Source organism: Romboutsia sp. (assembly GCF_035470145.1).
Classification (GTDB): domain Bacteria; phylum Bacillota; class Clostridia; order Peptostreptococcales; family Peptostreptococcaceae; genus Romboutsia_D.
Genome location: NZ_DATIRC010000212.1, coordinates 22109 through 38404, shown reverse-complemented (window position 1 = coordinate 38404; position 16296 = coordinate 22109). Strand labels below are relative to the sequence as shown.

Genomic DNA, 16296 nt, shown 5'->3' with positions numbered 1-16296 from the left:
TACTACTTCAAACCCTGCATCAACTAATGTAAATTGAGAGTCAGTAACTGAGATTATTAAAGTTCCAGATACCACAACTACAATTCCTATGAAAAATATCCCTAAGGATTTTCTAACTGTAGATGGTCCAATTCTTCTCTCATATATTTCTATATCTTCTTTTCCAAGTATAAATGATTTAACTGTAAGTACCAGTATTGCTAGTGTAGTAGTTTTGATTCCTCCTCCAGTTGATGCAGGAGATGCTCCTATAAACATTAATATTATCATTATAAATATACTACTTTGATACATTATAGTTAAATCTATAGTATTGAATCCAGCCGTTCTAGTTGTTACTGATTGGAATAATGAAGCAAGTAACTTTCCTCCAAATCCTAACGGTCCTAATGTATTTGGATTATTATATTCTAATAATAATATAAATACCATTCCTACTACTATTAACATAGTTGTCGTGAATAACACAACTTTTGAATGTATTGTTAATTTGGATATCTTCTTATGTTTAATTACATCTAGAATAACAGGGAAACCTAATCCACCTAGAATTATAAGCGTTGAAATAGTTATTGTTACAGTAAAATTATTCACATAATATGTTAATGAACTAAATGGTCCTGAAACAGTTCCCATTAAATCAAATCCAGCATTACAGAATGCTGATATTGCATGGAATATACTATACCAAATCCCTTTTCCTATGCCAAACTGAGGAATAAATACTGTAGATAGAAGTAATGCTCCTATACCTTCTATTAAAAAAGTCATTAATAATACATATCTTGTTAATTTTACTAATCCTGACAAATCAATTTGATTTAACGCTTCTTGTATTAAAAGTCTTTCTCTTAAATTGATTTTCTTTTTAGCTATAAGAGCAAATAATGTTGCTATTGTCATGAACCCAAGTCCACCTATTTGTATTAACATTATTATAACTAGCTGACCAAATCCACTCCAATATGTTGCTGTATCTACCATAACTAAACCTGTAACACATACTGCAGATGTTGCTGTAAATAGTGCATCTAATAAACCAATACTTTCACCACTCTTAGTTGATACTGGTAAATTTAGTAATATACCTCCTACTAATATAACTATCGCAAATCCTATTACCATTATTTGAGTAGGTTGCATTTTATTTATAAAATTAACAATTTTTTTGAATATTGTCTTCACCTAAACTTAGGCCTCCTTTATAATTAAACTAATTCATAATTATAAATCTACTAAATATGTAAGCCTTTATAACCATTATTATATTATATTCTAAATTTTATCTAAAAACAATAATCTGTATATTTAATTTAGTTAAATAAAATTAACATTTTTTAACCTTATTTATAAGCTTCTAAAAAATATTATTTACATAAATTAAATTTTCAATTCTTAGGCCTAAACAATTAATTATCATATAAATTACAAGGCAAGTCTTATTTTTTATCTATATTTAAAAAAGCCTTTGAATTTTCATTCAAAGGCTTCATTTATATAAATTTATTATATTTTTTAATTAAGCTAATTTTGACTTAGCAACTTCTACTAATTTAGCAAAACCTTGTGGATCATTTATAGCCATTTCAGATAACATCTTTCTGTTAACTTCAACACCTGCTAATTTTAATCCGTTCATGAATCTTGAGTATGATAATCCATTAGCTCTAGTTCCAGCATTTATTCTTTGTATCCAAAGTTTTCTGAAGTCTCTCTTCTTTAACTTTCTTCCTATATATGCGTTCTTTAACGCCTTCATTACGAATGTATTAGCTGGTCTGTATAATTTACTTCTTGCTCCTATAAATCCTTTTGCAAGTTTTAACACTTTTTTGTGTTTTTTACGAGCGTTCATAGCCTTTTTAACTCTTGCCATCGTTATGACCTCCTTTGTTTTCCTCTTTAATGTTTGTTTATTTTAATCCGATTTTTAGTATGGTAATAATTGTGCTATTCTGCTAGCATCTCCTGCAGTAACTATTCCAGACTTTCTTAATTGCATCTTAGTCTTAGCAGCTTTCTTAGTTAATATATGTCTTCTGAAAGCTTTAGATCTCTTTAACTTTCCAGTTCCTGTCTTCTTGAATCTTTTAGCAGCACCTCTATGAGTTTTCATTTTAGGCATGTTAATTTCCTCCTCTCAGTTAATCATCTATTTTTTTGGATCTATCATTACAACCATATTATTACCCTCAAATGCTGGGGCTTTAGTTGGTTCACCAAACTCTTTTACTATATCTATGAATTTAAGCATTACTTGTTTTCCGATGTCTTTATGTCCTAATTCTCTACCTCTGAATCTAAGCTCAACTTTAACTTTATCTCCTTTTTTAAGGAACTTTATAGCGTTATTAGCCTTAGTATTTAAGTCATTTTCTTCAATACCTGGTCTTAATCTAACTTCTTTTATATTGATAACTTTTTGTTTTTTCTTAGATTCTTTTTCTTTTCTAGCTTGCTCATACTTAAACTTCCCAAAGTCCATTATCTTACATACTGGTGGGTTAGCATTAGGCGATATCATTACTAAATCTAAGTTTTTACTGTTAGCCATTGCTTGAGCTTCTTTAGTAGCTATTACACCAAGTTGTTCGCCACTATCTGAGATAAGTCTTACTTCTTTATCTCTTATTTGTTCATTGATTGCTTGTTCTTTGCTAATGGTAGGACACCTCCAAATTTTTTATAAATATAAAAAGCGAATGATATAAATCATCCGCCATATAAGTTAACACATTTAGACAAGCTTTATACATAAAAATATAAAAGCTTTAACTTATATTTACCTGACAACCTAGATCGTAAGGTGAGAAGCGGACTTCTTCTTCGTTTTTTCATTAGTTACTCTATATAATATATCACTATTTTATTATCTTTGCAACTATATTTTTATTTTTTTTAAAAATTATTATAAACTTCTATATAATTCTATTTTTTCTTCTGTACTACTAGTTTATCTTCTAAAATTTATACTATTAGTAGTAATGATTTGACTAATTTCTGGTTATACTTAAAGATATTAAATGTTTGTAGTTTATTTATGGAAAATTTTAAATAATAAATATTAGTAAATATGGTAATCATAAAGTAAATAAATAATTTTTATTATTGAGGTGTATGGCTATGAAAATGTTAAACAATTTTTTTAAGAAACTTAACAAACCGGTGCCTGTATTTGCTCAAACTAAAATGGAAAAAGAAAATCCCGCTGATGATTCTAGCTCTACTAAACCAAAAACTACTTTTTGTGATGTTGCTGGGTTAGAAGAAGTGAAAGAGGAGCTTTTTGAAATAGTAGATTTCATGAAGTCTCCAGACAAATATAAGAAAATGGGTGCAAAAATACCTAAGGGAGTTTTATTTTATGGACCTCCTGGTACAGGAAAAACATTGCTTGCATCTGCTGTTGCGGGAGAAACTAATTCTTCTTTCTTCAATGTTACTGGTTCTGAGTTTGTTGAGAAATACGTGGGTGTAGGTGCTAAACGTGTTAGAACACTATTTGAAAAAGCTAGAAAGGAAGCTCCTAGTATAATCTTTATAGATGAGATTGATGCTATAGGTGCTAAGAGACATCTAGAAAGTAACAATGAAAAAGATCAAACTTTAAATCAACTTTTAGTTGAGATGGATGGCTTTACTAAAGATTCAAATGTAATAATAGTAGGCGCTACAAATAGACTTGATTTACTTGATGAAGCTCTACTTAGACCCGGGAGATTTGATAGACACATACACATAGGTTCTCCCAATTATCATACTAGATTTGAAATCCTAAAAGTTCATACCAATAATAAACCAATCGATCCATCTGTAGATTTAGAGCTTTTAGCTAAAAAAACTCATGGATTCAACGGTGCTCATCTTTCAAATATCGCAAATGAAGCTGCTATATTTGCAGTCAGAGATAATAGTGAAGTTATTACTTCTATTCATTTCGATAAAGCACTTGAAAGAGTTATTGCAGGACTTGAATCTAAAAATTCTGTATTAATAGAAAAAGAAAAAAAGATAGTTTCTTATCATGAGGCAGGTCATGCACTTGTTAGTAATTTAGTTGGACTTTGCCCTATACAAAAAATATCTATAGTCCCTAGAGGACAAGCTTTAGGATATGTACTTCAACTACCTGATGAAGATAGATATATATATACTAAAGATGAATTGATTGGAAAAATAAAGATTTTACTAGCTGGAAAAGCCTCTGAAGAACTTATCTTCAGCCACAAATCAACAGGTGCAAAAGATGACCTAAAAAAAGTAACAGACATCGCTAATCAAATGGTTTGTGAGTATGGTATGAGTAACTTAGGATTTATGACTATAGACGGAAACATTAAAACATTTATGTCAGAGCAAATTCAAAAAGAAGCCAACGATATAGTACAAAGTTGTTATAATGAAACATTGGATTTACTAAAAAATAATATAAATGATTTACACGTAGTTTCAAAACATCTATTTGATAACGAAACTATGACACATGACGAATTAAAATCTTTAATAACAAAAGAATTTGTTAATTAATCTTCTTTTATTGTTAATTATAAAACTTATAATAAAAATTTTCATTTAAAGCGACGTATTGACTAACTATTTCATATACACTCTATAATACCCGTTGCTAAAAATAATCCCTAAAGTTATATTTTTAAGACTTTAGGGATTATTTATTACTATTAACTTATTTTAAATGTTATATTTATTATGCTTGTATAACATTAATTCTTTCTTCAACTTCTTTTAATACTGTTGCTATAAATTCATTTAAATCTAGGCTTCCAATTTCTCCATTATCTCTTGATCTTACAGATACCTTATTCTCAGAGGCTTCTTTTTCACCTACTACTATCATGTATGGTATCTTTTGAAGCTGAGCTTCTCTTATCTTAAATCCTGTCTTTTCTGCTCTATCATCTATATCAACTCTTATACCTTTTTCAAATAAAGCTTTTTTAACTTCATTAGCATAGTCATTGTATTTGTCAGATATTGGAAGTATTCTAACTTGAGTTGGAGCTAACCAAACTGGGAATTTACCAGCATAATGCTCTATTAATATTCCTATGAATCTTTCTATACTTCCGAATGCAACTCTGTGTATCATAACTGGTCTATGCTTTTCTCCATCTTGACCTATATAGTTTACATCAAATCTTTGAGGTAATTGCATATCTAATTGTATAGTACCACATTGCCAAGTTCTTCCTATGCAATCTCTTAAGTGGAAGTCTATCTTAGGACCGTAGAATGCTCCATCACCTTCGTTTAATTTATATGGTAAGTTTAATTCTTCTAAAGCTTCTCTTAATCCATTTTCTGCTACTTCCCACTCTTCATCTGTACCCATTGAATCTTCTGGTCTTGTAGATAATTCTAAGTGATACTCAAATCCAAAAGCCTTATAAACATTGTCTATTAAGTTTACAACACCTTTTATTTCATCTTTTATTTGTTCTGGTAACATGAATATATGTGCATCATCTTGAGTAAATGCCCTAACTCTCATTAATCCATGTAATGCACCTGATAATTCATGTCTATGAACTCTACCTAACTCAGCAACTCTCATAGGGAAATCTCTGTATGAATGTGGCTTAGATTTATAGAATAACATTCCACCTGGGCAGTTCATTGGCTTTATAGCAAAGTCTTGGTCATCTATTTGAACTGTATACATATTTTCTTTGTAGTGATACCAGTGACCTGAAGTCTCCCATAGTTTTTGATTTAATATTATTGGAGTTTCTATTTCAACATATCCGTCAGCTCTATGTATTTCTCTCCAGAATTTTAATAATTCATTTTTAAGCTCCATACCTTTTGGTAAAAATAAAGGGAATCCTGGTCCTTCTTCTGGTATGAAGAATAAATCTAATTCTTTACCTAATTTTCTATGGTCTCTCTTTTTAGCTTCTTCTAATAAGTGTAGGTATTCTTCTAAATCTTTATTCTTTTCGAATGATATACCATATATTCTTTGAAGCATTTTGTTCTTTTCGTCTCCACGCCAGTAAGCACCTGCCACACTTAATAACTTAACTGCCTTAACCTTTTTAGTTGAAGGTAAGTGTGGTCCTCTACATAAATCAGTAAAGTCTCCCTGCTTATAGAAAGATATTATTTCTCCTTCTGGTAATTCTTCTATCAGCTCAACTTTATATAGTTCACCATTCTCTTTAGCCCAAGCTAAAGCTTCTTCTTTTGGTAACTCGTATCTTTCTACAGCTAAATCTTCTTTAGCTATCTTTTTCATTTCTTTTTCTATTTTTTCTAAATCTTCCATTGTTAACCTATACTCTAAGTCTATATCATAGTAGAATCCATTTTCTATGCTTGGTCCTATTGCAAACTTAGCATCTGGATATAATCTCTTTATAGCTTGAGCTAACATATGTGCAGATGTATGTCTGAATACATCTTTACCTTCTATATCTTCAAATTTAAATAGATTTAATTCACAATCTTCACATACATTATAATCTAATCCTACTACTTCCCCATTTACTGATGCTGCAACGACTGCTCTAGCTAGACCTTCACTTATAGATTTAGCTATATCCATAACAGAAATTTCATTTTCAAATTCTCTTACTGATCCATCTTTTAAAGTAATCTTTATCATTGTTTTACCTCCTCAATTTAGTCTTAATTTTATAAATAAAAAAACTCGACCCAAATAGTATATTTGGGACGAGTATTAATTCGCGGTTCCACCCAAGTTGGCGTATATTCATACAACCCTCTTGATGACTGTAAGGTAGTCAACCGAATACTTTCACATATTAAAATATGCTACTAAATTCTGCTCCAAGGTAGTTTTCAAATAGTCATATTTAGATAAGCTTACAGCCGGTGGCTTATCCTCTCTGATAAATTGTTTCTATCTTACTTGTCCTTTTCTTAGCTATTATTTTAAATTTAGTATAATTATATCAGATAGTTATACCTCTAGCAACAATAATATATTACATAAATATAATTATTAATCCTTGCACTATACCTATCATAAATCCTAGTATCAAACCTAATATTTCTATATGTCTCAATTCCTTTTTTGCTATTTTAAGTATTATTTCCTCTAATTCATATAAATCTAACTCATTAATCTTATTCTCTACCATTTGTTGTATATTTATACGTTTATTTGCTTTAACTATTATTTCTTCACTTAAATCATTTATACTTTGTCTAATTTCCATTTCTATTGCATCTGATACATATCCTTTGATAAGATTTTTTATTGCACTAGGAGCAAATGCCATTTTCTCATTTATCATAAGCTTGATTTTTGTCTTTATATATTCTACTACATTTCGCTTATCTTCATCTGTAATTATATTTTCTAATATTTCATCTAATGAAAGAAATTGTTCTTGAATCACTTCACCTATATTTATAGCAATCTCAGCTTTTCTCTTTGGTATTAATCCTATTATCTCTTTATTTATTATAGGTATTTTAATAGGTTCTATTGGTCTAAATATTAATTTAATAGCAACAACATTAGTTATGTAACCTATTATACCGCCTATACTTGCTAATACTAATATTTTAAATATATCATTCATAATAAAATCTCCTTACTTTAATATAATCATATGTGCAGTTCATTTTGCAACTATCCATTATATCATTATAAGGCTTTTATTACGCTTTAAAAAGTAATTTTTTATTATATAGAATAATATATTAGTCATGAAACTTTATTTTTATTTAATTTTGATATATAGATGTTACTCTATCTCCAAAAATAGATTTTATTGTCTCTGTTATTTCTTTAGATGAATTATTATTTAATGTATCTAATATTTCTATTGTTCCAGGGCATAATGTAAGTAATGTACTTATTAAGAAGTCCTCATAATTTAAATTTTCTTGTATTACCATATTTATAATTTCTTCATCATCAATATTATCTATTATCTTTCCATTTTTATCATATAATATGAATGAATCATCTTTCATAATATGAACTCTTAATAAATCTATTTTTTCGTCTTGTATCTCTACAAAGTATTTTAGGACATTTATAAATTCATCTTGGTCCTTTTTCATTATGTATTCTTCTACCGCTATATCTCCTATATTAGATATATAGGACATAAATTCTTTCATTCTAAATTTCACAAATCCTTCTATATTTATATAATTATTATTTAATATGTAGTTATATACTTTATTATATATAGAATCTCGAATAAGCGGCTCTTGCTCTTTAAATAAATCTAATGAATAGACATATATTTTCTCTTTTTCATTGAAATATGTATCATTGTATTGTTTCAATATATACTCCTTTAATAACTTATCCTTCATTATATTTATTATTAAATTTGTTATTTCTTCTGTTATTGTTTCTGTATTTATTCTCTCTTTACTATTAGAACTTACTTCTATTTCTATAAGCTCATTATCATATTTCAGTTCTTTCTTTAGGTTATTACTATTTAGAAATTTCATAGCATATACTTTATCCTGTTGTGATAAACTCAGATGAATATTTTTAATTGCCAAATTAATCGCTCCTTTCTTGTTATAAGAGGAACTCTCGAGCTTAATCTAATAAATTTTCATTACTTAAAATAGCTATTATTTTTCTCAAATTGCATATTTTAATAACACTTTCTTTTATTATATCTATATTTCTTTCATTTAATTCATATTCTATAGCTATAAATATGCAAAAAAAATGATAGCATATGCTATCATTTTTTATCTTTCACCTTTTTTATATGGATTCCCAAGTGCTGCTGGAGCTTTAGAACTCTTAACAAAAATAACTAAAACTATTAATGTAACAATATATGGTATCATTGACAACAAGTTTTCATTTATACTAAATGGTAATGCTGGATTACCAAAGTATACTGATAGTGCTGTAGAGAATCCAAATAGTAAACATGCTGCCATTGCCCATTGTGGTCTCCACTTACCAAATATAACTGCCGCTATAGCTATATATCCTTGTCCTGATATTAGTGTTGGTCTAAATGAAGAAACAACTGCTAAACTCATTGAAGCTCCACCTAATCCGGCCAATATACCAGATATTATAACTGCTGAGTATCTTGTTAAAGCAACATTTATACCTAATGTATCCGCTGCACCAGGATGTTCTCCAACTGCTCTTACTCTAAGACCGAATCTAGTTTTGTATAATACATACCATACAACTGCAACTAATATAAATGCTAAAAATACTGTTGCATATGAATTAAATATTATATCTAATACACCACCAGCTGGAAACACTCCATTTAATGGTCTTGGCATCTTATTTTCCATTGGTATTGTTGGTGTCATAGTTGCACCATCAAACATTATCTTAGATGCAAATAATGCTACTCCAGGAGCTAATAAGTTTATTGCAACCCCTGATATAGTGTGATCTGCATTAAAGCTTACAGTTGCAATTGCATGTATAAGCGCAAATACACCACCTGCTAATCCACCTATTATAAATGCTATCCAAGGATTACCTATAATAACACCTGCTGCTGCACCTGCAAAAGCACCTATAGTCATCATACCTTCAATACCTATGTTAACTATACCTGAATTCTCTGAAAACACTCCACCTAATGCTGCAAATATAAGGGGTGTAGAGTACATTAAAGTAGTACTAAGAATTAAAGCTAAATCTTGCATTATACATTACCCCCTTTATTTTTTTTATCCCTAATTTTTACATATAACATTCTTAAAACACTGCTTAAAGCTATAAAGTAAACTATAGATCCTATAACTATATTTATTACCTCTGAAGGTGCACCTATAGCTTGCATCTTAGTTCCACCATATTTAAATGCACCAAATAATAGTCCTGAGAATATAACTCCTATTGGATTACTATTCGCTATTAAGGCAACAGCTATACCATCAAAACCATATCCTTCTTGCGCTGCAAGTATTGTTATATTATGAGACACACCCATAACTTGTATAGCTCCTGCTATACCTGCAAGTAAACCTGCTATTGCCATAGACTTTAATATTGATGTATTAACATTTATACCACCATATTCTGCACCATATTTATTGTATCCAACTCCTCTTAATTCAAATCCTAGAGTTGTCTTGAACAATACAAATGCTATTATTAAAACAAGTATTACAGATATAACTATACCCCAGTTAACTTTAGTAGCAGGTCCTACTAATCCAGTCATCCAGTCTATTCCTATACTTGCTGATTCATTTATACTTACCGAAGCTTCGCTATTTGGTCTAGCTAACCATGTAGTTTTTATAATAAAGTTGCTTAGATAAAAAGCAATCCAGTTAAGCATTATAGTTGCTATAACTTCATTTATTCCAAACTTAGATTTTAACCAACCTGCAAATCCGCCCCATATAGCTCCACCTAATGCTGCCATTAAAAGTGTAAATGGTACATGAATAAAAGGAGGTAATTGCACTCCAGCTCCTACTATGGTAGCAACTAATGCACCTATTATAAATTGACCTTCTGCTCCTATATTGAATAGACCTGTCTTAAATGCAAATGCAATAGAAAGACCTGTTAATATAAGTGGAGTAGATCTTATTATAGTCCATGCCATAAATTTTGGTTTTCCAAATATACCTTCTATCATAGCCACGTAAGCCTCTATCGGATTAAATCCTGCTATAATTAATGCTATTGCACCAACTAATAAGCCTAAGATTATAGATATTAAAGAAAATAATATCGCATTATCTGCTAAGGAGATCTTTTTCTTGTTTGCCTTACTGCTCATTATCTTCACCTCCAGCCATCATAAGTCCTAATGTATTTTCATCTGCATCTTTTGCATCTACAATTCCTACTATTTTTCCTTCATAAATTACCGCTATCCTGTCTGATACATTCATAACCTCATCTAATTCTAAAGATACTAAAAGTACAGCATTTCCTTCATCTCTTTGCTTAACTAGTGATTGATGTACAAACTCTATAGCTCCAACATCTAATCCTCTTGTTGGTTGAGTTGCTATTAGTAGCTGAACTTGACCTGTAGTCGCTCTCGAAACTTCTATATTATCAACTTCTCTACCAATTATAACCTTTTGTTGATTTCCTCCAGATAAAGCTCTTGCTTTAGTTGTATGATCTGTAGGTCTTACATCAAATCTTTCTACTATAGCTTCTGCATATTTATCAATCGCTTCTTTATTTAAGATTCCATTTTTAGAGAATCTAGAATCTTTATAGTTTTGTAAAACTGTATTTTCTGCTACAGAGAAATCTAATATTAATCCTCTCTTATGTCTATCTTCTGGTATATTTTTTATACCTTTATTAAACATTTCTTTGGGACTTTTATTTAAAACTTCTTGTCCGTTTATCTTTATACTTCCAGATTCAGCTTTTCTAAGTCCTGTTAAAGCTTCCACTAATTCAGATTGACCATTTCCATCTATACCTGCAACACCTAGTATCTCACCAGCTTTTACTTCTAATGATAATCTATCTACTACTGATATTTTTCTATTATCTTTAACTGTTAGATCCTTTATTTCTAAAACTACTTCTTTTGGTTTTGCTTGTACTTTATCAACTTTAAAATTTACTTCTCTACCAACCATCATAGCTGCTAAGTCGTCTTCACTAGATTCAGAAACTTTTACAGTATCAATGTACTTACCTCTTCTGATTATAGTGCAATAATCAGCCACTGCTTTTATTTCCTTTAACTTATGAGTTATTATTATTACAGACTTACCTTCTTTAGTTAAGTTTCTTATTATTTGTATAAGTTCTTGAATCTCCTGTGGTGTAAGAACTGCTGTCGGTTCATCAAGTATTAATATTTCAGCTCCTCTGTATAATGCTTTTAATATCTCAACTCTTTGCTGCATACCAACTGTTATATCTTCTATCTTAGCATTTGGATCAACATATAATCCATACTTTTCTGATAATGCCTTAACGTCTTCTACTGCTTTTTTTATATCTACAGATCCCATACCCTTTGTTGGTTCAGTACCAAGTATTATGTTTTGAGCTACTGTAAATGGTTGAACTAGCATGAAATGTTGATGAACCATTCCTATACCATTAGATATTGCGACATTAGGATTATCCATATTTACTAATTTCCCATTTATATGAATCTCACCTGATGTTTGATGATATAAGCCATATAATATGTTCATTAGAGTAGATTTACCTGCTCCATTCTCACCTAAAAGAGCATGCACTTCACCTTTATGTACAGTCAAGTCTATGTTATCATTTGCAACAAAATTCCCGAACATCTTAGTTATCTTTTTCATTTCTACAACTTTTTGACTGTAGTCGATATTACTATTATTCATCGCTCGTTCTTACCCTCCTTAGTTTAAATATTCAGTATTTTTATTATACTAAAATCTAGTCTGCATAACAAACCATTTCCTACCTTTTTAAAAAGTTATTTTTTATTGTTTTTTCTTTTAGCTATTTTTTTAAAACATCACTATTACTTTTACTACTACGTATATTTTATTTTTGTAAAACTTTTAAAGGTAAAGTTCTATATTATTATTCTTTCCAAAAGTTATCAAAATATTGTATTATATAACACTAACTTTGCTTACTGTATCAATTATAATCATTATTATATATTTATTTTTTAAAACCAATAAATTATATAAATTCAATATATATACCTGATAGTAAATCATTTTACCAATTAATACTCTAAGTAATAATATTAATTATATTTTGCATCATATAAAAAGCTATCCTATATTCAGGATAGCTTTTTGTTGTCTATTATTTTTTTAATTCTTTGTATTCTTTTTCATTTTGAGGAACTTTTATATCTCCAGCTTTAATTTTTTCAGCTTCTGCTTGAACATATTCTAAAACATCTGGTGGTACATTCTTATCACTAGTTGGAGCTATACCAACCCCACCCATTTCTAATGTATTAACTACAACTTTTCCACCTTCATATTTACCGTCTATCATAGTTTTTGTTAAGTTGAATACAGCAACGTCTATATTCTTCATTGCTGAAGTTATTATGTTTTCTGGAGCTAATTTATTTTGGTCTTGGTCAACACCTATAGCTTTTTTGCCATTTTCTTTAGCCGCTTCTATCGCTCCTATACCACATGCTCCTGCAGCAGAGAATATTATATCTGCTTCATTTTTGTGCATTTGATTTGCTATAGATTTTCCTTGTGCTTGATCTGTAAAGCTATTAGCATATTGAACAAGTACTTCCGCTTCTGGGTTAGATGCTTCTACTCCTGCTCTGAATCCATAATCGAATCTGTCTATAACTTCACCTTTCATACCACCTATAAATCCAACTTTATTAGTTTCTGTCATTTTTCCAGCTATTAATCCTGTTAAGTAAGATGATACGTTATCTTCAAATAATAAAGAAGTTACATTTTTAGGTTGTTCTGGATAAGCTGCATCTATAAGAGCAAATTGTTGTTCTGGATAGTTTTTAGCTGCTTCTCCTATTGCATCTGCTAATTTAAATCCTACACCTATTATTAAATCAGATCCTTCATCATATAAAGTTTCAACATTAGGAACGTAGTCTGCATCTTGCTTAGATTCTAAGTATTTAACTTGAACCTTATCTTCTCCGTACTCTGCTTTTATCTTTTCTAATCCTGACCATGCAGATTGGTTAAATGATTCATCATTTACCCCACCTGTATCAGTTACCATAGCTATCTTGAATACCTTTTCCTTGCCAGCATTTTTAGACGCATCTGATTTTTGATTAGAGCTACATCCGACTAACATACTAGCACTCATAACTGTTGCTAAACCTACTGCTAATAACTTTTTAAGTTTCATAAGTTTCCTCCTAATAATTTCTTATTTTTCTTAATTTTACATCATTTTATATTTTTTTTCTATATATAATTTTTTTAATAACAAAATATATTATATTTTTTATATCATAGTATATAAATTTTAAGTATATAATGTACATATATTATTATAAATATACATTCAAAAATAAATATATATATAGTATATTAAAAAAGACCTTCAATACAGAAGATCTTTTTAATATGACGTACTATTTATTTTTTAAGCATATAATAGCGGTTAAACCCGGTCCAGCATGTGAACCTACACATGTACCTATTTGAAAGTATAATATTTCTTTAGGATTAAATTGTTCTTTAACTACCTCAGTTAACTTATCTTTTTCTTTAAAGTCATCACTATATCCTATACATATGACTTGATCAGTTAAGCTAGTTCCACAGTTTTCTTTTACTAAATCTATCATCTTTGATATAACATTTTTCTTTCCTCTAACTTGACATACTGGGGCAACTAGTCCATCTCTTATGTCTAATATTGGTTTTATGTTTAATATACTACCTACAGCAGCTTTAGTAGAAGATATTCTTCCACCTTTTTGTAGATATTCTAAAGTATCCACTGAGAATAAAACATAAGTCTTTTCTCTTAATTTTTCTATTTCATCTAATATTTCATTTATATCTTTTCCTTGTTCTGCAAGTTCTGCTGCTTTAACAACTAACATTCCTATTACATAAGAAAATGCTTGAGAATCATAAGTGTATATCTCACCATCTATATCATTTTTAGCCATAACTGCACTTTGGTATGTTCCAGTAGCTACAGATGACCCAGCTATATAAAGTATTTTTCTTCCTTCGTTTACATATTTCTCAAAAACTTCTTTAAATTGAGCATATGTAACTTGTGAAGTCTTTGGGTATTCATTTTTCTCTCTAAGTATTTTATAAAACTCATCATTAGATATATCAATACCATCTTTATATTCTTTTCCGTCTAATATAACAGTCAATGGTACCACTTCTATATCATATTTATCAATTAATTCTTTAGGTATATCCGATAAACTATCGCATATTATTTTCAAATTTTTCATCATAAAATGCCCCCTTATTAAACTATACTTAGAATAATTGGGATTATCTCATATTTGGATAGCCTAATTGTCTTAATGCTTCATATACCACTATGGCAACTGAATTTGATAAATTCAGCGATCTAGCCTTTTCAACATTTATCATAGGTATTCTCATACAAGTTTCCAAATTTTCTTTTATTAATGCCTCCGGTAATCCTTTAGTTTCTTTTCCGAACACTATAAATGAGTTTTCAACAAATTCTACATCCGAATGCGATTGATTAACTTTTGTAGTTGAGAAAAAGAATTTTCCATTTGGATTTTTTTCAAATACTTCTTCGATGCTATCATAATATTGTATATTTGCTAAATCCCAATAGTCAAGTCCACTTCTTTTTAAATATTTATCCTCAAGTGAAAAACCTAATGGTCTTACTAAATGTAATGTTGTTCCTGTTGCTGCGCATGTTCTTATTATATTACCAGTATTTTGAGGTATTTCTGGTTCTACCAAGACTACGTTTAATGACATATCCATCCTCCTTATTATCATAAGTAAATAATTACGTTTATTTTATTTAGCACAAATTGAGCTATGTAATGTTTAATTATTTTATATTCTAATATTTCTCAAATATAATTATAACAGAAAATTACTTTTGTAAAAACTCACTTTATTAAAACTTATTTATATCTCTTTATTCAAGAGTTAAAATATCCCATCTAAATTTGTGCAACGTAGTAATTGCAATCGTTTTTTATGGGGCAAACCTTACATTCTGGATTTCTTGCCTTACAGATTCTCCTTCCATGAAAAATTAAAAGATGATGAGAATTAGACCATCTTTTTTTTGGAATAACTTCCATTAATGCAAACTCTGTTTTTTCTGGGGTTTTTGTATGAACTATTCCTATTCTATTTGAAACTCTAAATACATGAGTGTCAACTGCCATAGCATCTTGATTAAATGCATTACTTAACACTACATTAGCAGTTTTCCTACCCACCCCAGGCAACTTAATCAATTCTTCTAAAATATCTGGCACTTCACCATTATAAAATTCACATAACATTTCTGACGTCACTTTTATTTTCTGCGCTTTACTTTTATATAATCCACAGCTTTTTATTTTTTCACTTATCTCTTGAGTGCTTAGTTTTAAAAAAGCTTCAGGGGTATTATATTTTTTAAATAATTCTGCAGTGACCTTATTGACTCTAACATCTGTACATTGTGCTGATAATATTGTAGCTATTAAAAGTTCAAATGGTGTAGTATAATTCAGTTCACATTGTGCATCTGGATAAGTTTCCTCTAAAACATTTAATATTTTATTAATATCCTTCATAATAATATTGCCCCTTTTTAATTTATTTTCCTTATTATATATTATCTATAACATTCACCAATACATAATAAATTTTTCTCATATAGACTTCTAA

15 protein-coding genes and 1 other annotated feature are annotated in these 16296 nt (G+C 29.3%); of the genes, 1 reads left to right on the top strand and 14 read right to left on the bottom strand.

The features are described 5' to 3' along the window. The 4 genes from VLM92_RS09125 to infC all read right to left on the bottom strand — a co-directional run. A partial coding sequence (locus VLM92_RS09125; RefSeq protein WP_325276031.1) for a TrkH family potassium uptake protein occupies positions 1–1185 on the bottom strand: 1185 nt, incomplete at its 3' end. A gap of 334 nt (positions 1186–1519) precedes the next feature. Then, positions 1520–1876 carry a 50S ribosomal protein L20 gene (gene rplT, locus VLM92_RS09120; protein ID WP_325276030.1) on the bottom strand — a complete coding sequence of 119 codons (357 nt, stop codon included), beginning with the start codon at positions 1874–1876 and terminating at the stop codon, positions 1520–1522. Positions 1877–1930: 54 nt separating this feature from the next. After that, positions 1931–2125 (bottom strand): 50S ribosomal protein L35, encoded by a 195-nt coding sequence (gene rpmI / locus VLM92_RS09115; protein WP_325276029.1) that lies wholly within the window; start codon positions 2123–2125, stop codon positions 1931–1933. A gap of 27 nt (positions 2126–2152) precedes the next feature. Next, positions 2153–2662 carry a translation initiation factor IF-3 gene (infC, locus tag VLM92_RS09110; RefSeq protein ID WP_325276032.1) on the bottom strand — a complete coding sequence of 170 codons (510 nt, stop codon included), beginning with the start codon at positions 2660–2662 and terminating at the stop codon, positions 2153–2155. 461 nt (positions 2663–3123) lie between these two features. On the opposite strand from infC, the gene VLM92_RS09105 reads away from it, so the two are divergent. Further along, positions 3124–4527, top strand: a complete 1404-nt coding sequence (locus VLM92_RS09105; protein ID WP_325276028.1) for an ATP-dependent metallopeptidase FtsH/Yme1/Tma family protein — start codon at positions 3124–3126, stop codon at positions 4525–4527. A 178-nt stretch (positions 4528–4705) separates the two neighbouring features. On the opposite strand, the gene thrS is transcribed toward VLM92_RS09105, so the two are convergent. The 10 genes from thrS to nth form a co-directional block, all read right to left on the bottom strand. After that, positions 4706–6625 carry a threonine--tRNA ligase gene (gene thrS / locus VLM92_RS09100; protein ID WP_325276027.1) on the bottom strand — a complete coding sequence of 640 codons (1920 nt, stop codon included), beginning with the start codon at positions 6623–6625 and terminating at the stop codon, positions 4706–4708. Between the two features lie 61 nt (positions 6626–6686). Further along, positions 6687–6914 (bottom strand) — a binding site (T-box leader). 54 nt (positions 6915–6968) lie between these two features. Next, entirely contained in the window at positions 6969–7571 is a 603-nt protein-coding gene (locus tag VLM92_RS09095; protein WP_325276026.1) for a DUF445 domain-containing protein, read from the bottom strand. A gap of 145 nt (positions 7572–7716) precedes the next feature. Next, the gene (locus VLM92_RS09090) at positions 7717–8517 is read right to left on the bottom strand and encodes a putative sporulation protein YtxC (RefSeq protein ID WP_325276025.1); all 801 of its coding nucleotides are present in this window, start codon (positions 8515–8517) and stop codon (positions 7717–7719) included. 198 nt (positions 8518–8715) lie between these two features. Beyond that, a complete protein-coding gene (locus tag VLM92_RS09085; RefSeq protein WP_325276024.1) occupies positions 8716–9651 on the bottom strand; it encodes an ABC transporter permease in 936 nt (311 codons plus the stop codon). Continuing rightward, a complete protein-coding gene (locus tag VLM92_RS09080) occupies positions 9651–10742 on the bottom strand; it encodes an ABC transporter permease (RefSeq protein ID WP_325276023.1) in 1092 nt (363 codons plus the stop codon). The genes VLM92_RS09085 and VLM92_RS09080 overlap by 1 nt, the downstream gene beginning before the upstream one ends. Continuing rightward, on the bottom strand, positions 10732–12303 hold the full coding sequence (locus tag VLM92_RS09075) for an ABC transporter ATP-binding protein (RefSeq protein ID WP_325276022.1): 1572 nt from the start codon (positions 12301–12303) through the stop codon (positions 10732–10734). Before VLM92_RS09075 ends, VLM92_RS09080 begins: the two co-directional genes overlap by 11 nt. Positions 12304–12742: 439 nt before the next feature. Beyond that, a complete protein-coding gene (locus tag VLM92_RS09070; protein WP_325276021.1) occupies positions 12743–13792 on the bottom strand; it encodes a BMP family ABC transporter substrate-binding protein in 1050 nt (349 codons plus the stop codon). A gap of 229 nt (positions 13793–14021) precedes the next feature. Next, the gene (locus VLM92_RS09065) at positions 14022–14870 is read right to left on the bottom strand and encodes a DegV family protein (protein ID WP_325276020.1); all 849 of its coding nucleotides are present in this window, start codon (positions 14868–14870) and stop codon (positions 14022–14024) included. A 43-nt stretch (positions 14871–14913) separates the two neighbouring features. After that, positions 14914–15384: a tRNA (uridine(34)/cytosine(34)/5-carboxymethylaminomethyluridine(34)-2'-O)-methyltransferase TrmL gene (gene trmL, locus VLM92_RS09060; protein WP_325276019.1), complete on the bottom strand. Its 471-nt coding sequence runs from the start codon at positions 15382–15384 to the stop codon at positions 14914–14916. A 191-nt stretch (positions 15385–15575) separates the two neighbouring features. Next, entirely contained in the window at positions 15576–16202 is a 627-nt protein-coding gene (gene nth / locus VLM92_RS09055) for an endonuclease III (RefSeq protein WP_325276018.1), read from the bottom strand. Between the last annotated feature and the right edge of the window lie 94 nt (positions 16203–16296).